At 71.9% G+C, this 16,527-nt stretch carries 14 protein-coding genes; 9 read left to right on the top strand and 5 right to left on the bottom strand.

The genetic code is table 11. The annotated features are described in order from the left end of the window. Nucleotides 1–58 precede the first annotated feature (58 nt). The 3 genes from AB0K60_RS10595 to AB0K60_RS10585 are packed head-to-tail and all read right to left on the bottom strand — an operon-like array spanning nt 59 to nt 4,115. Nucleotides 59–1,912, bottom strand: coding sequence for a dynamin family protein (locus tag AB0K60_RS10595; protein ID WP_364051196.1), 1,854 nt, complete (start codon nt 1,910–1,912; stop codon nt 59–61). Then, nucleotides 1,896–3,785 (bottom strand): dynamin family protein, encoded by a 1,890-nt coding sequence (locus AB0K60_RS10590; RefSeq protein ID WP_364051193.1) that lies wholly within the window; start codon nt 3,783–3,785, stop codon nt 1,896–1,898. The genes AB0K60_RS10595 and AB0K60_RS10590 overlap by 17 nt, the downstream gene beginning before the upstream one ends. Then, the gene (locus AB0K60_RS10585) at nt 3,786–4,115 is read right to left on the bottom strand and encodes a hypothetical protein (RefSeq protein ID WP_364051190.1); all 330 of its coding nucleotides are present in this window, start codon (nt 4,113–4,115) and stop codon (nt 3,786–3,788) included. 61 nt (nt 4,116–4,176) lie between these two features. Between AB0K60_RS10585 and AB0K60_RS10580 the strand changes: the two genes are divergently transcribed. Further along, nucleotides 4,177–4,737 (top strand): RNA polymerase sigma factor, encoded by a 561-nt coding sequence (locus tag AB0K60_RS10580; protein WP_364051187.1) that lies wholly within the window; start codon nt 4,177–4,179, stop codon nt 4,735–4,737. 43 nt (nt 4,738–4,780) lie between these two features. Here the strand turns inward: AB0K60_RS10580 and grpE are convergent, their stop codons facing one another. Continuing rightward, complete coding sequence (gene grpE, locus AB0K60_RS10575; protein WP_364051184.1) at nt 4,781–5,662, bottom strand: nucleotide exchange factor GrpE; 882 nt, start codon at nt 5,660–5,662, stop codon at nt 4,781–4,783. Between the two features lie 266 nt (nt 5,663–5,928). On the opposite strand from grpE, the gene AB0K60_RS10570 reads away from it, so the two are divergent. The 7 genes from AB0K60_RS10570 (at nt 5,929) to AB0K60_RS10540 (ending at nt 14,751) form a co-directional block, all read left to right on the top strand. After that, complete coding sequence (locus AB0K60_RS10570; protein ID WP_364051181.1) at nt 5,929–6,618, top strand: hypothetical protein; 690 nt, start codon at nt 5,929–5,931, stop codon at nt 6,616–6,618. A gap of 185 nt (nt 6,619–6,803) precedes the next feature. Next, entirely contained in the window at nt 6,804–7,529 is a 726-nt protein-coding gene (locus AB0K60_RS10565; protein ID WP_364051178.1) for a hypothetical protein, read from the top strand. Between the two features lie 102 nt (nt 7,530–7,631). Then, nucleotides 7,632–7,985 (top strand): hypothetical protein, encoded by a 354-nt coding sequence (locus AB0K60_RS10560; RefSeq protein ID WP_364051175.1) that lies wholly within the window; start codon nt 7,632–7,634, stop codon nt 7,983–7,985. Nucleotides 7,986–8,115: 130 nt separating this feature from the next. After that, nucleotides 8,116–8,838, top strand: a complete 723-nt coding sequence (locus tag AB0K60_RS10555) for a type 1 glutamine amidotransferase (protein ID WP_364051172.1) — start codon at nt 8,116–8,118, stop codon at nt 8,836–8,838. Between the two features lie 115 nt (nt 8,839–8,953). After that, nucleotides 8,954–11,941 (top strand): bifunctional [glutamine synthetase] adenylyltransferase/[glutamine synthetase]-adenylyl-L-tyrosine phosphorylase, encoded by a 2,988-nt coding sequence (locus AB0K60_RS10550; RefSeq protein ID WP_364051169.1) that lies wholly within the window; start codon nt 8,954–8,956, stop codon nt 11,939–11,941. Nucleotides 11,942–12,514: 573 nt separating this feature from the next. Continuing rightward, nucleotides 12,515–13,666, top strand: a complete 1,152-nt coding sequence (locus AB0K60_RS10545; protein WP_364051166.1) for a hypothetical protein — start codon at nt 12,515–12,517, stop codon at nt 13,664–13,666. Nucleotides 13,667–13,809: 143 nt separating this feature from the next. After that, the gene (locus AB0K60_RS10540; protein ID WP_364051163.1) at nt 13,810–14,751 is read left to right on the top strand and encodes a hypothetical protein; all 942 of its coding nucleotides are present in this window, start codon (nt 13,810–13,812) and stop codon (nt 14,749–14,751) included. Nucleotides 14,752–14,846: 95 nt separating this feature from the next. Here the strand turns inward: AB0K60_RS10540 and AB0K60_RS10535 are convergent, their stop codons facing one another. After that, nucleotides 14,847–15,980, bottom strand: coding sequence for a methyltransferase domain-containing protein (locus AB0K60_RS10535; protein ID WP_364051160.1), 1,134 nt, complete (start codon nt 15,978–15,980; stop codon nt 14,847–14,849). Nucleotides 15,981–16,119: 139 nt separating this feature from the next. Between AB0K60_RS10535 and AB0K60_RS10530 the strand changes: the two genes are divergently transcribed. Further along, nucleotides 16,120–16,521, top strand: coding sequence for a hypothetical protein (locus tag AB0K60_RS10530; protein ID WP_364051157.1), 402 nt, complete (start codon nt 16,120–16,122; stop codon nt 16,519–16,521). The last annotated feature ends 6 nt before the right edge of the window (nt 16,522–16,527 follow it).

Below are 16,527 nucleotides of genomic sequence, written 5' to 3'. Positions count from 1 at the left end.
CGGATGGTCGCGAGGCGCCCGCCAAGGAACTCAAGCGCCGTATTTCCGGCGCGAGACACTAGCCGGTGGCCCCGTCGCCCAGCGCGTTGATGTCGGCGGCGATTTCGGCGCGTAGCGTCTCGGCCTGCCGGGCGAGCGCGGCGATCCGCGTCAGCCGTTCCCCGGCCGGCTCCTGCGCGGAACGGCCGCCGCTCCCGGCGATCAAGGACTTCAGCTCGGCGCGCCGGGCCTCCAGTTCCTTGCGCTGCTTGGCCAGCGCCTCGTCCGCGGCCTGCTCGACGGTGGCGCGCCAGGCGGCGGCCTCCCGCTGCAGCGCGAGCGTGAGAGCGGTCGCCGCCTGGGCGAACTGCTCGGCGAGCAGGTTCCGCAGCGCGGCCTGGTCCCGGTGCACCTGCTCCCAGGCCCGCCGCCGGCGCAGCACCTCGGCGGCCAGCACCGGCCCGACCAGGAGCCCGAGCGGCGTCAGGTGGGCGAGCATCAGGCCGATGGAGGCGGCCATCGTGGCGGCGGGGACCCCTTCCCGGAAGAGGTCGAAGCGCTGTGGAGGGGGTGTGTTGACCGTGAGGTTCCGCGGGAGGGTGGCGGGCATCGTCGCCCTGGCCAGGTCGACCTCCATCGGGTCGAGCCCCAGCGAGGTGAGGAAGTCGTTGAGCGTGCCGGAGACCAGGGCGGTCACCTCGTCGAGGGCGCCCTCCCAGGCCGCCTGCAGGGAACGTTCCACGCTGTCGGATAGCTCGGCCAGGTAGCGGTCGAGCTTCGACCGGGTGTCCAGCTCCGCGATCGCCCGGTCGTACGGCGCGCGCACCTGCGCCAGTTGCGTACGCACGAGCGTGGCGATCTCCTGGCCCAGGAACTGGTTCGCCGCGCCGTGCAGGCGTCGCCTGCGTGCGGTCGCAGCGAGGTCCTCCAGGGCCTGCTCCACCACGGCGAGGCGCTCGGCCGCCCGGCCCGGGGACGAGGCCGCGTCGTGGTCCTCGGCGGACGCGGCGAGCGCGGCCAGCACCGAGCGGGCCGCCGAGAGCACCGTGGCGCTCCGGGTGAGCGCCCGATCCCGCGCACAGCCGCGCAGGTAGGCCTCGAGCCTGCCCATGCCGCTGCGCGTCCGCAGGGCCTCGGCCCGTTCGGCCCGCCCCAGGGCGAGCTGGGCCGCCGCGGCCTCGCCGAGCTTGGCGCTGACGGGGAACCAGGGGGCGTCGAGCAGGGGCCGCAGTGCGTCGCCCGATTCCCGGACGAACGTCTCAAGGCGGCGCCGGTTCTCCTCCAGGAGGTCGCGCCAGTTCGCCGAGTCCTCCACCTTCGTCAGCACGAAGGCGACGGCCGGAATCCGTTGGACCGTCTCGGCGAGGAACTCCAGCTCGTGCCGGAGCACGGGCTGGTCTTGGGCGCTGAGGACGAACAGCAGGGCGTCGGCCCGCCGCAGCATCGCCATCGTCACCTGCCGATGGCCCACGGTCAGGCTGTCCACGCCGGGCGTGTCCACCAGGCACACGCCGTCGAGCAGCGGGCTCGGCACGGTGACGTCCACGCTCAGCACGGTGCGCCGCCTGGCCGGGTCACCCGCCACCGAGGCGTAGTCGGCGAGGTGTTCCGGATCGATCGGGACGTCGTCGGCGAGCTGATCGTGGACGACGGCGGTCAGGTTCTCGCCTCGCCGTACGCGCAGGTGGCAGTCGGTGGCGATGTCCGCGTCCACGGGGAGGAGGCCCGGCCGGCCCACCAACGTGTTGATCAGCCGGCTCTTGCCGCGTTTCTGGGCTCCGGCGACGACGATCGTCGTCTCGTCCTCCTTCCAGCGCGCCGCCGCCTGCGCCAAGGGCTCCGCCAGATCCGCGCGGCCGTACCGGCCCGCCAGCGCGTGCACCTCGTTCGCCAGGCGCAGCACCGCGGTCACACGTTCAGCGGTGGTTTCCATGGGTCGTGTCTCCTTGGGGGGCGTGGAGAATGGCCTGCGAGATCCTGGCGAAGGCGTCGCACACGGCCTCCACCGCGCGCCGGTCCCGCAGCGGCAGCGGGCGGTGCATGAGCGCGCGGAAGCGGGCGCTCAGCACCGCCGCGAAGGCCGCGACGTCCTGCGCGGGGGCGTCCAGGGCGGCCCCGACCTGGGCGGCGGCTCCGGTTCCCGTCAGCAGCCGATCCAGGGTGCGCCGGTCCTCGGCCGTCAGCAGCGCCGAATCCCGCAGCCGCCGGACGTGCTCCTCGTCGATCGGCACCGGCGGCACCGGCGGAAGCGGGGGCGCCGGGGGCGTCTCGGCGGGGGCCGAACGCGTGGGCGGCGCGGATCCCTGAGCGGGTTCCGGGGCGGTGGCCAGGTCCTCCAGTACGCGCAGGACGTCGCGGGCGCGCTGCCCGCCGACCCGGCCCTCGCCCAGCATGGCCAGCGCCCGCCAGCGCACCGACGCCGCGCGGGCCGCCTCGGCCACCTCCGCCGCGGTCGCCCCCACGGGCAGGCCGAGTCGCTCGGCCGGGTCGTCGGAGCCGGCCAGCCGCGCCAGTTCGGCGCGCATCTCGTCGTTCAGGACGAGCTGTCCGCGGCCCGCCGCCTCCAGCGCGCCGTGGATCAGCAGGCTGTGGAGTACGGCGGGGGCCTGCTGGGACTCCTCGAGCGCGGTGGCGAGCGTGCCGAGGATCGTGCGGTCGGATCCGAACGTCAGCGCGCGTGACAACCGGCGCAACTGCGCGATCGCGGCCAGCGCCTTGAGCTGCTCCGCGCGCCGCGTGAAGTGCGCGAGACCGGCCGCGACGGTGCCCGTGGGCGACGGCTCGGCCGACTCAAACCCCGAACGCTGCAGCAGGATCCGGTTGAGCGCCTCGACGCCGCCGGCCGTGCCGTTCCGGAGGGCGGTGACCGCCGTGCGGATGCCGTACCGGTGCAGGCGGCGCACCAGCTCCCGCCGTACCGGCGTGGGCACCGGGACCTCGGGCGAGTCGACGAAGTCGTCGAGGTCGAGCAGCAGGTAGTCGAGGTCCGCGTCGTCCAGCTCGGCGAGCGCCGACAGGGCCGCCAGCTCCCGATGCCCCAGCGCGCCGATGCGCGCGGTCTCCGCGAGCAGCCCGATCACCGGGACCACGTCGAAGACGGAGGCGCGCAGGTCCGCGTAGGCCCGGGCGGCCAGCCGCCGTGCCGTGGGCCACGGGTCGTCCTCGTCGCCGCGCCGGTCCACCTGGCTCAGCACGGCCAGGGTGTTGACGCGTGACATTCCGCACGCCTCGGTCAGGCGCCGGAACTCGGTGAGGATCTCGTCGTCGAATCGCTGGACGTAGCGCAGGACGTAGATCAACGCCTGGGCCTGGTCGTCGTCCTCGTCGGTGCCGAACAGCAGCCGGCGGGCGGCCCGCTCGTTATGGGCGGTGATGGTGTTCATGCCGGGCGAGTCGATCACCGTGACGGCGCGCAGCGCCTCGGAGCGCAGATGGACCCGGACGCGCATGACCTCGTCGACCGGCACCCCGAGGTCGGCGGGGAGGCGGCGGCCGGGCGCCAGGCGGGTCACCGCGATCCGGCCGTCGGCGCGCTCGATCTCGACGCGCCCGTCGTCCAGACCGTACTCGTACTGGGTGACGAACGGCGTGCACTCGCCGGGGGCGACCGTCGCGACGGGCAGGCCCAGCAGGGCGTTCACCAGGGTGGATTTGCCGCTGCTCACGGCGCCCGCGACCGCGACCTGGAGCGGTGCGCCGAGCCGGGCCCGCACCCCGTCGAGCCTTCGCCGCAGCCCGGGATCGGCCAGCCTGGCCGCGGTCGCGGCGCACAGTTCCCGCAGGTCGGCGGAGGGGTTCGCGCGCACCTAGAACTCGCCGGAAGCGTCGTGATCGACCCAGGGGCGGTGATCGGCCGAGAGGTGGTGATCCGCGTGCGGATCGCCCGCCTCGACGACGTCGAAGAGGGCGCCGTCGACATCCTCGGACCCGGGCTCCTCGGATTCGGCGTCGCCGAAGGCGAACGCCGCGTCGTCCACGTGGACGTCGGAGGGCTCCTCGCCGCCGAGGACGTGATCCATGGTGGCCGCGAACATGGTGTCGCTCTCCGCCTCGGTCAAGGGCGGCACCGAGTCGTACAGGAGCCGGCCGAACTCGGCCCGGTCCTGATCGTCCGGGTCATGATTACGGTCATGCATCAGGTGCATCCGCTGCGTACCGTTAAACCGTTCCATATGATCTCATCGACGCATGTCTCCGATGTCTGGAGATCGTCGGCTGGCGCACGGCCCTGCGGAAGACGACGATGAGGTCCTGCTCGACGCCGCCCGGTCCGGAGACGCGGAGGCGTTCCGGAAGTTGTGGGTTCCGGTGGAGAGGCGGGCATTCGCCCTGTGTTTCCACCTGACCGGAAACCGGGCGGACGCCCTCGACGCGCTGCAGGAGACGCAGATCGCGGTGTGGCGCAACCTGAACCGTTTCGAGGGCCGGTCCGCGTTCTCCGTCTGGGTGCTGGCGATCGCCCGCAACGCGGCGCGAGCGCTGATCCGCCGCAGGCCGGCGACGGTGGACCTGCTGTTCCCCGAGGCGGACGAGGCCGCCGGCGCGGGCATCGCGTTCGACGAGACGGTCGTCGCGATGGTGGATCTGCGGCGCGCGCTGGCCTCCCTGGACGCCTCCCACCGGGAGGCCCTGCTGCTGTGGGCGGGAGGGCTCTCGTACGAGGAGACCGCGGCCGTGCTGCAGGTGCCCCTCAACACGGTCAAAGTATGGATCTTCCGGGCACGGAAGGGGCTGCGCGAGCGGCTCGGGCGCCCGTGAGGCCGCGCCATCGGGGTCATCAGGGCCATCGGGGTCATCGGGGTCATCGCGGATCCATCCGGTAGACCGTCACCTTCGGCACTCGCACCACGCGGTCGCCGTCGGAGTATCCGCGCACCTCGGTGGCCGCGATCCTGCCGTCCAGCGACGGATCGTCTGTATGAATCATGTCGACAGCCTCGTGTATCCGCGCGTCAAAGCGCTGCCCGTCCGCCACGACCTCGTGGACGCCGACGGCTCGCAGCGCGTCAAGCAGCCGGGCGGCGAGCGCCGGATGCCGGTCCTCCAATTGATCACGGTAGCGGATGCACGCCGACACGAGGGCCTCGCGGCCGGGGTCGCCGCCGGAGAGCAGACGGTCGATCTGCTGGGTGACGGCCTGGCTTACGTTCCCTGCGGCCACCTCCCGCAAGGCCGCGGTCAGTGCGCGGTGGTCCCTTTCCGGGCGAGATGACGAGCCGCCCGGCCGCGCAGGAACCCGCTCGATCGTACGGGGGCGCGGGGGCGCCGCCGGGACCGTCGCCACGCGGGGGGGCGCCCATGAGGCGCGGCGCCGTACGGCGGGGATGACGGCCGCCGCGCCCGCCGCCAGACCCAGGGCCAGGGCGACGCCGGTGATGACCCAGGGGGCCGAACCGCCGCCCGTGTCCGGTGTGGGGGTCGGGGTGGGGGTGGGGGAGGCGGCCGTCGGCTGAGGTTCGAGGCCGGCCTTTCCGCCCGTCGCGGTGACCAACGGCGACGGCTTCTTACGCGACGGGGAGGGAGGCGGGGCCTTCGATGGAGCCACGGCTTGCGCCGACGCGGCCGGTGACGACGCCGGAGGCGCGGAGCCCTTCGGCGTCGGGGCGGTGACGCCGGACATCCCCGCCGTGAGAACGGCGCAGGCCAGCAGCAGAACGATGCCGAACAGCCGAGCCCACATCATGGCGCGTGTCTTTCCAGCAGACGGGACGGGCTCGGCGCCGATCTTCCCCGCGAGGTCGGATGGTTCACAGTCGATGTCCTCTCGTGGCCGTCGTCAGAGAGGATGCGCGCGGGCGAAGGATTGTTTCACCGGCGGCGGGCGCCCGTCGATCCGGGCGTGCGCGCGAAGCGGTTCGCCGAGAACGTGAAACAGAACGTGAAACAATGCCGGCACCCTTCGCATCTGTCTCTGTGACGCCGTACCCGTTCTCGCGCAAGGAGGCAGACATGGATGTGTTGGGCGGAGACCCCGGGGCCGGTTGGATCGACCTGGACGGCGATGGCGTCCAGGAGACATGGACGAGTGACGCCAACGGCGACGGGGTGGCCGAAACCCAGCTCACCGACGCCAACTTCGACGGAGTCGCCGACGTCCAGCAGTACGACACCGACGGCGACGGATTCGCCAACACCCGCTACGTCGACGTGAACTACGACGGAGTGGTCGACCAGGGGCTGTTCGACACCGACGGCGACGGCGCGTTCGATGCCCAGACCGTCGCGCAGAACGCCTTCGCCGGCGGGTCGTCCGGCGGGGCCGGGCCGTTCCCGGACTCGGGTGCGTCGGGCTCGACGCCGCAGCTCGACCCCCAGCTCGCCACCTTCCTCGACGCCCTCAACGCCGGCCAGGCGGACGCCTACACGGTCGTCAAGGGAACCATCGATCCCGGCTCGGTGTCCGCCGACGAGCTCGAGGCGGCTCAGCAGCGGCTGCACAACTCCGGGCAGAACACCTCCTTCCTGGAAGCCCAGGTCGCGGCCGACGAGATTCGCAACGACGTGGCGCGGGACACCCTCGAACGCCAGTGGGCGGATCAGGAGCGCGAGTACGCCGCGCAGGTCGAAAGGGAAGCGGAGCTCGCAGAGAGCCGGGCCGAATGGGCGGTGTGGGAGTCGCAGAAGGAAAGAGGGGTATGACTTCGCGCTCCCATCCGCTGTGATTCGGGAACCGACCCGGCGGCGATCGAGGGAGACGCCCGCCCGCGGTTTCCGGCTGCGCGCGGGCGGCGCTCGGGACCGTTCCATCGGGCTCGCGACCGTATGAGTGTCAACTTGTCACGACCGGCTCCGGGCCGGCCGTTCGTTCAAAAGGAGGCGGCACCATGGCCGTTCCCGGTAATCCGTGGCCTACGAGTGAGAAGTCCGGCGGAGCGCGGCTTCCGCCCTTATCGGACGCGGCCGGCGGGGAAGGCCAATATCAGGCGGCGGGCCGCGACCACATCTCGGCCATGTCGGTCCTGGCTCTGTTATCTGCCGGTTACCTCGTTATTTTCCCGAACATTTACGAGGTCTTCCACGTCCAGTGGAGCGGTAACCTGTCCTATGCCCTCTGGGCCCCCGCCCTGATCGGGGTCGTGGTGGCCCTCGTGGGCCTTTTGCGGAAGGAATATTCCGGCAAGGCGTTCGTCAGAATCTCTTTTCTGTACGCCGGCACATGGGGCATGCTTTTGATCGGCCGGCTGCGATGGATGGAAAACGTCGACCTGGCCGTCGGTGCCCTCTTCATCCCCGGCCTGGCCGGGGTCGCGCTGACCCTCGCGGGCTATATGGACAAGGAGTACTCCGGTGGACGGGCCGCGAGGATCGCCGCCCTCTACTGCGTCACTTGGCTGATGGGCGCGTCCGTCGTGCTTACGGACATCCGGGACAACACCTACTTGTTCTTTGAATACACGGTGCCCATCATTCCGTGCTTTGTCGCAATCGCGCTTGCGGTCGCCGATCGCCTACGGGGTGGTCGAAACGGTACGGCGATTGTGGTCGCCGGCAGTATGGCCGCGGTGGTGGTCGTCCAGGTGATCATCGCTTATTTCTTGCACGTCTCTTGACAGCGTCGCCTCGCACGAACGTGCCGCGCGAAATCGTCGGCGCCTCCGAACGGCCCGTTCTCGACCCACGAACGGGCCCGTTAACCCCGACAGGTTGGTGAAATGAACGTTCCGAGGGACTCGCGACGGCCGGATCACGGCGCGCCCGGCGGGTCGCAACTGCCGCCGTACGACCCGAACGGCCCCGCGACACCGCGCCCGTACCACCACGCGGGGCCCGGGCGGCCTCCGGTGATGTCCGTCATCGCCATCGCGCTCGCCCTCCCGTCGCTCCTCTTCTGGCTGTTGCCCTCCGGGTGGGGTTGGCCCCTCGTCGTCGCCGCCGTCGTCGGGCTCGCCGGGACGCTGATCGCCGTCCTCGGTCTCCGCAGGGGCGAACGGTGGGGAGGAACGGTCGCCGTCGTCGTCGGCACCGTCACCGTCGTGCGCGTGATCGACTTCGTGCTGATCTGGTAGGCAGGGTCGCGACGTCGATCGCCGATCCACAGGCGCCGGGTGCGGACGCCTTCCGGGCGCGGCGGCGGCATGGCACTCGTAGCCCTGCCCGCAATGTCAACCCTCTACCTGCTCATCCCATAATTGCGGTATGCGGGTGATGGTGATCGAGCACGAGGCCGACGCAGGGCTCGGATTTCTCGCCGGGTGGCTGCCCGCCGCCGGCGTGGAATGCGAGATCGTCCGGCCGTACCTGGGCGAGACGATGCCCGGCCGCGCGGCGGACGGCCTGATCGTGCTCGGCGGCGAGCCCTCGGCCTGGCAGGACGAGGACTACCCTTGGCTGCCCGCCACCCGCGACCTGATCGCGCGGTCGGTCGCCGAGGAGGTGCCCACGCTGGGCATCTGCCTCGGCGCGCAACTGATGACCATGGCCTGCGGCGGCACCGTGGAACGCGGGCGCCACGGCCTGGAGATCGGCATCGCCGCCATCGATCCGCTGCCCGCGGCGGCGGGCGATCCCGTCCTCGGGCGACTGCGGCCCGGCACCCCGGCGCTGCAGTACCACTACGACGTCAGCGCCGTCATCCCGCCCGGGGCCGTCCTGCTCGCCACCGGCGCGACCTACCCCCACCAGGCCTACCGCCTGGGCCCCGCGGCCTGGGCGGTGCAGTTCCACCCCGAGGCCACGCCCGAGATCTTCACCTCGTGGACCGCGGCGAGCGCGGACGGCCTCGCCGCGCAGGGGTACGACGTCGCCGCCCTCGATCGGGCGGCCGTGCGCGCCGGAGAGCGGCTGGCCGAGGCATGGCGTCCCCTCGCCGACGGTTTCGCCTCCGCCGTACGGCGTCAGCGGGAGTTCACGAGCCGGTGACCCGGCCGAAACAACGATGAAGCCCCCCTGCAATCGTGGACTGGAGCAGTGATGGCGCGATTACGGTCCGGGGGCGCTAACGACGGGCCGGAGTGAAGGGACTACTTTTGTCAAAGTGAACGCCGAGCCACGCATCGACACAACCGCAGGTAGGCTGGCCCGGCTCGGTTTCGCGGACGGAGCCCGAGCCGAGCGCCTGCTCGACGAACTCGGCCCCGAAGCGGTCGGGGACGTCGAGCTGCTGGAGGAACTGGTCGCCGCCGCCGACCCCGATCTCGCCCTGACCTCGCTGAACCGCCTCGCCGAACGCGACCCGAGCGTCCTCGGCGCCATGCGCGCCGACCCCGGCCTGCGCCGCCGCCTGATCGGCGTCTTCGGCGTGTCGGCCGCCCTCGGCGACCACCTCGCCCGGCACCCCGACCACTGGCGGCTGCTGGAGGACGGCGAGACGTCGCAGCGGCCGGGGGAGCGGGAGCTGCGCGGCGACCTGCTGCTCGCGGTCGGCGCCGACCCCGACGCCGACGAGCCCGTCGCCCGCGACGCGACCACCGAGACGCTGTCGGCGCTGCGCGTCGCCTACCGGGGCAGGCTGCTGCGCCTGGCCGCCAGGGACATCACCGGCGAGGTGACCTTCGCCGAGGCCACCGCCGAGCTGTCCGACCTCGCCGGGGCCGCACTGGAGGCCGGTCTCGCCATCGCCCGCGCCGAGAACGGCGACGCCCACGGCGTACGGCTCGCCGTCATCGGCATGGGCAAGTGCGGCGCCCGCGAGCTCAACTACATCTCCGACGTTGACGTGATCTTCGTGGCCGAGCCGCGCGACGACCTCGACGAGACCAAGGCGCTGCAGGTCGCCACCCGGCTCGCCCAGGGCATGATGCGCGCCTGCTCCACCAGCACGCCCGAGGGCTCGCTGTGGGAGGTCGACGCGGCCCTGCGCCCCGAGGGCCGCTCGGGGCCGCTGGTGCGCACCCTCGCCAGCCACCTCACCTACTACCGCCGATGGGCCAAGACGTGGGAGTTCCAGGCGCTGCTGAAGGCGCGCCCGGTCGCTGGCGACCTGGCGCTGGGCGAGGAGTACGTCGCGGCCGTCAACGACCTGGTGTGGCAGGCGTCCAAACGGGACAACTTCGTCGAGGACGTGCAGGCCATGCGCCGCCGCGTGGAGGCCCATGTGCGCGCCGACGAGGCCGAGCGGCAGATCAAGCTCGGGCCGGGCGGGCTGCGCGACATCGAGTTCGCCGTGCAGTTGCTGCAGCTGGTGCACGGCCGTTCGGACGGGCTGCTGCGCCGGCGGGCCACGCTGTCGGCGCTCGCGGCGCTGTCACGTGGGGGATATGTCGGGCGGGAGGACGCCAAGGCGCTCGCCGAGGCGTACACGTTCCTGCGCCAGGTCGAGCATCTGCTGCAGTTGCACCGGCTGCGCCGTACCCACGTCGTCCCCACCGGCGTGATGGACCTGCGGCGGCTCGGGCGCGGCCTCGGCATGACCGTCGATCCGGTCGGCGAGTTCACCACGCGCTGGAAGAGGCACGCGATGGAGGCCCGGCGCCTGCACGAGAAGCTCTTTTACCGGCCGCTGCTGCAGGCCGTGGCCCGGCTCCCCGGCGAGGACTCGCGGCTGTCCACCCACGCCGCCGTGGCCCGGCTTGAGGCGCTCGGGTACGCCGACCCCGAGGGGGCGCTGCGGCACATCGCCGCGCTGACCTCCGGCGTGTCGCGGCGGGCGGCCATCCAGCGCACGCTGCTGCCGGTCATGCTCGGCTGGTTCGCCGACGCCCCCGACCCCGACGCGGGGCTGCTGGGGTTCCGGCAGGTCAGCGACAAGCTCGGGGCCACCCCGTGGTACCTGCGGCTGCTGCGCGACCAGACGGCCGTCGCCGAGCGCATGGCCCGGCTGCTCGGCACCAGCAAGTACGTCACCGGCCTGCTGCTGCACGCCCCCGAGGCCGTGGCGATGCTCGGCTCGGACGCCGAACTGGAGGCGCGGCCGGTGTCGGCGCTGCTGGCCGAGGCCGCCGCGACCGTGCAGCGGCACGAGGGGGACGCCGAGACCGCCGTCAAGGCCGTGCGCGCGCTGCGGCGGCGCGAGCTGTTCCGGCTGTCGGTGGCGGGGCTGATGGGCCACCTCGACATCGAGCAGGTCGGGCAGGGCCTGTCGGAGCTCAACGACGTCACGATCCAGGCCGCGCTCGACGTCGCCATCGGCAAGGTCATGGCCGAGCGCGGCGGCCAGACGCCGACGCGGATCGCCGTGATCGCGATGGGACGGCTCGGCGGATACGAGTGCTCCTACGGCAGCGACGCCGACGTGATGTTCGTGCACTCGCCGGTCGAGGGGGCCGCGGAGAAGGACGCCACCGACGTCGCGCACGCCGTCGCCAACGAGCTGCGCCGGCTGCTCGCCCTGCCGGCGCCCGATCCGCCGCTGCTCATCGACCCCGACCTGCGCCCCGAGGGACGCCAGGGCCCGCTGGTCCGCACGCTGGCCTCCTACGCCGCCTACTACGCGCGCTGGTCGTCGCCCTGGGAGGCGCAGGCGCTGCTGCGTGCCCGATTCGCGGCCGGGGACGCCGACCTCGGGCGCGAGTTCACGGCGATGATCGACCCGCTGCGGTACCCGGCCGACGGCATCACCCCCGAGGCGCTGCGCGAGATCCGGCGGCTCAAGGCCCGCATGGAGGCCGAGCGGCTGCCCCGCGGCGCCGACCCCAACCTGCACATCAAGCTGGGCCGCGGCGGACTGTCGGACGTCGAGTGGGTCGCCCAGCTCATCCAGCTCAGGCACGCCTACCGGGTCCCGTCCCTGCGCACCACCCGCACCCTGGACGCGCTGCGGGCGGCCACGGCGGCGGGCCTGCTCGCGCCCAAGGACGAGGAGATCCTCGCCGACGCCTGGCGCTTCGCCTCCCAGGTCCGCGACGCCATCATGCTCGTGCGCGGCCGGGCGGGCGACGCCGTGCCCGCCGACGTCCGGGAACGGGCCAGGGTCGCGCGGGCGCTCGGCTATCCGCCCGAGGGCTCGGAGGACTTCGTCGAGGACTACCGCCGCGCCACCCGCCGGGCCCGCCAGGTCGTCGAGCGCGTCTTCTACGAGGGCTGACCGGCCCCGCGACCTCGGGGAAGGAGAGGCCCCGGCAACGAATGCCGCGTGTTCTTTCCGCACGTGTTCCCCGGGCGCCTTCCGGTTCTCCGCACGTGTTCTCCGGGTGTTTTCCGGGCGCTGCCGCGGGCTCCTCGAACTGACGACCGTCGACCCCGGCAGTGTGCGCTCACCAGCTGAAGGAAGACTTCCCAGACGGTCAGCTGTTCCGGTCTGCCTGGTCCCGACCCTCCCTGGAGGATTGCCGCAACGACCTTCTGATGGATCTCGGCGTCTCCTTGTCGCAGACTCCGCCCAGTCTCGCTGGCAAGAGTGCGTTGTTCCGGTCCGGGTGCTGTCCAGGTGCTCTCCGGATGTTCTTCCGGGTGTCTTCCGGGTGTCTTCTGGGCGCGTCCACAGAGTCGGCGCACGCCTGCCTGCCGCCGCCTTCCTCCGGCCACGAGCCGGGGCTCCGGCATCGCGTACGGGACATATCGCGATTTCAGGGACGTTTCCCCGGCGCATTTCCTTCGCGGTTCTTTCCGCATTGCGGTAATGATTGCCAAGGGTGTATCACGGTTCCGGTGATTCCCCTTGATATCCGTTTACGTTGACCTCGCGATCGGTCTCGTCCTGGCCTTCCTGCTGCTGTCGCTGCTGGTGAGCGGCATCAACGAGGGCCTGGTACGGCTGCTCAGCGTGCGCAGCAAGTTCCTGTGGGCCTACCTGCGGGACACCCTCGACGGCGGGCTTCAGGCGAACGACCCGAGGACGCGCGTCCTCCGCGTCCTCACCCGGGTCATGGAACGACTCTGCCGCCTGCCGTTGATCGGCCGCATGGCACGCAGCGTCTTCCGGGATTTCGTGGCGGGAAGCGCCAGATCACGGCTGCCGACGACCGTCGCCGGCGTTTTCCTGAAGTTCCCGTTCACCCGCGACCCCCGCCCGGTGTTCAGCGACGAGCCGGCGCCGAAGGAGATCCCGATCACGGGATCGGTCGCCGACGCCGTCTACGAGCGGCTCCAGGAGATCGACCACTACAAGGGCGGTAAGACCGCGATCTCCCAGATTCCGCCCGAACGCTTCGGCGTCGCGGTGATGGAGCTCGCGATGGGGCACGGCGGCGTACAGCCCCTGCTGAACCGGCTCAGAGACCAGGGCAGCCCACTGTTCCGTCCGCTGCAAAGCGTGTGGGAGAGCGTCTCTGACGACCTGGACGCCTTCCGCGCCGGCGCTCAGCGATGGTTCGACGGCGAAATGCAGCGCCTCACCATGCTCTACCGCCGGTATGTGCGCTGGGTGGTGGCGCTGATCGGCCTCATCGTCACGCTGGCCTTCAGCGTGGACTCGCTGCAGTACGGCAAGGAACTGCTGAACGACGCCGCCCTCCGCAGCACGGTCGCCGCGTTCGCCGACGCCGGAACGGAACAACTCACCTCGCTGCGGGACATGTGCGCCGGCACCCCGGAGAGCACCGACGCCTACGCCTGCGTCACCCAGGTGCTGAGCACGCCCGCGTTCGTCGAGGTCTTCGGCAACGGACCGCTGAGCCTCACCCTCCCCGACAGCGGCACCCCGCACATCACCTGGAACGCCGCCGCGTGGTGGGACAGGGTCACGATGCCCGAGCACTGGCCCGGCTTCCTGATCACCTTCATCGCCCTGCTGTTCGGCGCCTCGTTCTGGTGGGACGTCCTGCGCCGCCTCACCGGGCTACGGCCACGAAAGGACGCCGGCGGCATGTGACCACGTGCCCACTCTCGGATACGTGTTCGATTCTATCCACAGCCCCGGAGTTATCCACAGATCGCCTCCCATCCACTCGCGCAAGCGTTCGCATCGGAGAGAGTGTGCGTTGTCCACCGCAGCGCCCACCCGAGAGGCACCCGATGCCCGCCACCCCGCCCTCCGCACCCGACCCGTTCGACCCGCCGTCCCCGCCCCCGACGTCCACGCTCCTCGTGCCCGTGCCCGCGAAGGTGAGCGCGACCTATGTCGTGGCCGCCCCCGAACACACCCTGCCCGACCCCGCGGGCGAGATCGCCTCCGCCCTCGCGGACGTGCCCTTCCCCGAGGGTCGGGAGCCGTTCACGATCACCGTCACCGAGGCGACGCAGGACGACCCCACCCTGGCGTGGGCCTGTGAGATCCTTTGCTGCCCCGACTGCTCCCCAGGCGCGGAGCACCTGCTGGGCACGCTACTGAGCAAGCCCCGGCAGCGGCACCTCGTGGTCACCGCTACGACCGCCCCCGGCTGGCCTCCATCCCATCTGTACGCGGCGGCGAAGGCGGTCCACGCCCTCGCCGAGGCAACCGGCGGCATCCCACTCGACGCCGAGGCCCCCCGCCTGCTGCCATCGCGGTGGCGACCCACGCCGCCGGCCGGCCCCGAGGCGTTCGCGTCGGCCGAATGGATCTGGATCGGCGTCAGCCCCGACCGAGGCGGCTCCGCGCTGCTCACCACCGGCCTGACCCGCCTCGGCCTGCCCGAACTGCGCGCCGAGGCCGTACCCCCCACGCACGTCGCCGCGTGGACCCGCCTGTTCAAGGCCCTCGCGCAGGTACTAACCCGCCGCCTGTTCACCGGCCTCGCCGCCACCCCGCCGGGCCCCGCCACGCTCGTCGTACCCACCGAACTCGTGGTGATGGCGGCCGACGCAGCGGCGGCCGAGGGCATCCTGCCACCACGCGACCCCCGAGCAGTCACCGTACGGCTCGGCTACGGCCCTCCCTCTCCTCGCGTCCCCGTCACCCACCTCACCGTCACCGCCCACGAGCGGGAGCCCGTCACCTGGGCCGCCGAGGAAGGCCCGCCGCTCCCGGACGGATGACCACCCACGACGCCGCTCCAGGCGACGAGACCGCCCACTCACCAGCGGCCACCCGACCCCGAGTCTGCCTGATCAGACCGACCCGCTAGCTCCCATTAGGCGATGGTCGCCTCCCAGCCCCCACGCTGCAGGTGGATCGTCCCGTCCGGCGTGATGCGCACGTTCGCGCCGTACAAGGGCAACGAGCCCTTTTCCAGCCAGTAGTCGCGGGCCTCGTCCAGGAAGTCCCACAAGCGGCGGGGTCCGCCCTGGTGGACGACGCCGGGATCCTTCCTGGTCTGGACGGCTCGGGCCCACGACCCGTCCTGGTGCACCATCATCTCGGTCCGGGTGTCGCCCTCCTCGTCGAACCAGAATGCGACGCCGGGCGCGAGGATCTCCACCATCGAGCGCAGCTCCCAGGCGTTCTCCAGGACGTTGATCACCGGGTACCGCGCGGTCGAGACGTGCTCCCCCTCGGCGGTGCGCGCCGTCTCCCACAACGCGTCCAGCTCCGGCGGGTAGTCGGTGCCGGTCCTGGTGCGCATGAACATCGCCCAGTCCCGCTCGACCTGTCCGACCGCGCCGCCGTCATCGGTCTTGACGGCGGACACGATGAGCGAGGTGTTGGTGATGGTGGTCACCAGTCGGCCGCCGGGGTTGAGCACGGCCAGCCAGGAGGCGGGGACGGGCCGCACCGACACCATCGCCACGATGCGATCGAAGCTCCCCGGGATCGGCCCGGTGGCGTCCACGGTCGCGACGTGCGGGTGCAGCCCGAGCTCGCCCAGTCGCCGCGCGGCGGTCGTGGTGAGGTAGTCGTCCACGTCGACGCTGGTCACCTGCCCGTCGCCGAGCAGGTGGCAGAGCAGGGCCGCGCCGTACCCCGAGCCGGTCCCGACATCCAGCACGGCGTCCTCAGGCCCGATGCGGGCGTGCCGGTACATCTTCAGCACCAGGCCCGGCAGCGTGCTGGAGGAGGTGGGCCAGCCACGCGGCTTGTCGCCGGGTTTGGCGTGGTCGGCGTGCAGGGCGCCGATCCTCGTCACGAGCGTCTGATCGCGGAAGGCCGACTTCAGCCAGGCCGCCTCGTCGGCCGGGCCGTGCCGCAGTTCCCAGCGGCCGCTCCTGCGGGCCCACCAAGATGGGACGAACAGGTGACGGGGAGTGTTCGCGACCGGGTCACGCCACCGTGAACCCGGATGGGTGACCTGCTCGGCGAGGTGCTGCGCGTGGGTCTGCCAGTTCATGCCGGTCAGTCTGCTCCTCGATACGGGTGAACTTCACTTCCTGGTCCGGGCGAGGTCGACCGGCCGCGCGGGCAGGACGAGGGCGTCGCCCTCACATAGGGTCTCGGCCGGCGCGCAGTCGCCGCCGTCCGAGGCGGGCTTGCACTCGGAGCCGGAGGCCGGTCGGCAGTCCGCGCCGATGCGGCGGGGCACCTGGCCCAGAAGGTTCTTCGCACGCGCCGTCGTCGATCTGGGCGGCGAACTGGATGTCGTCGTCCCGGCCCGCGAGTATCGCGAATGCCTGCCCGTTGAGGCGCATCCCGGCTACGACGACTTGATGCGGCACGCCGTACGGGTGCATCGTCTCGACTTCGTCGAGTCCACGTCTGAGGCGCACATGGAGGCCAGCCACCTCATGCTCGACAAGGCCGACGAGCTGTACGCGGTCTGGGACGGCAAGCCGGCCCGAGGGTACGGGGGAACCGCGGACGTTGTGGCCGAGGCCCGCGCACGGGGGTTGGCGGTGCGGATTATCTGGCCGGAGGGCGCACAACGCGATTGAGGTCAG

Origin of the sequence: Thermopolyspora sp. NPDC052614, assembly GCF_040678635.1 — a bacterium.
Classification (GTDB): Bacteria; Actinomycetota; Actinomycetes; order Streptosporangiales; family Streptosporangiaceae; genus Thermopolyspora.
The sequence above is the reverse complement of the archived record's forward strand: the minus strand, read 5'-3'. Positions and strand labels throughout refer to the sequence as shown.

What these genes read in the sequence shown, in the direction of transcription:
- AB0K60_RS10585 (WP_364051190.1), bottom strand. Translation starts at nt 4,115, where the DNA reads ATGCATGACCGTAATCATGACCCGGACGATCAGGACCGGGCCGAGTTC.
- AB0K60_RS10560 (WP_364051175.1), top strand. Translation starts at nt 7,632, where the DNA reads ATGAACGTTCCGAGGGACTCGCGACGGCCGGATCACGGCGCGCCCGGC.
- AB0K60_RS10540 (WP_364051163.1), top strand. Translation starts at nt 13,810, where the DNA reads ATGCCCGCCACCCCGCCCTCCGCACCCGACCCGTTCGACCCGCCGTCC.
- AB0K60_RS10555 (WP_364051172.1), top strand. Translation starts at nt 8,116, where the DNA reads ATGCGGGTGATGGTGATCGAGCACGAGGCCGACGCAGGGCTCGGATTT.
- AB0K60_RS10580 (WP_364051187.1), top strand. Translation starts at nt 4,177, where the DNA reads ATGTCTGGAGATCGTCGGCTGGCGCACGGCCCTGCGGAAGACGACGAT.
- AB0K60_RS10565 (WP_364051178.1), top strand. Translation starts at nt 6,804, where the DNA reads ATGGCCGTTCCCGGTAATCCGTGGCCTACGAGTGAGAAGTCCGGCGGA.
- AB0K60_RS10570 (WP_364051181.1), top strand. Translation starts at nt 5,929, where the DNA reads ATGGATGTGTTGGGCGGAGACCCCGGGGCCGGTTGGATCGACCTGGAC.
- AB0K60_RS10595 (WP_364051196.1), bottom strand. Translation starts at nt 1,912, where the DNA reads ATGGAAACCACCGCTGAACGTGTGACCGCGGTGCTGCGCCTGGCGAAC.
- AB0K60_RS10535 (WP_364051160.1), bottom strand. Translation starts at nt 15,980, where the DNA reads ATGAACTGGCAGACCCACGCGCAGCACCTCGCCGAGCAGGTCACCCAT.
- grpE (WP_364051184.1), bottom strand. Translation starts at nt 5,662, where the DNA reads ATGATGTGGGCTCGGCTGTTCGGCATCGTTCTGCTGCTGGCCTGCGCC.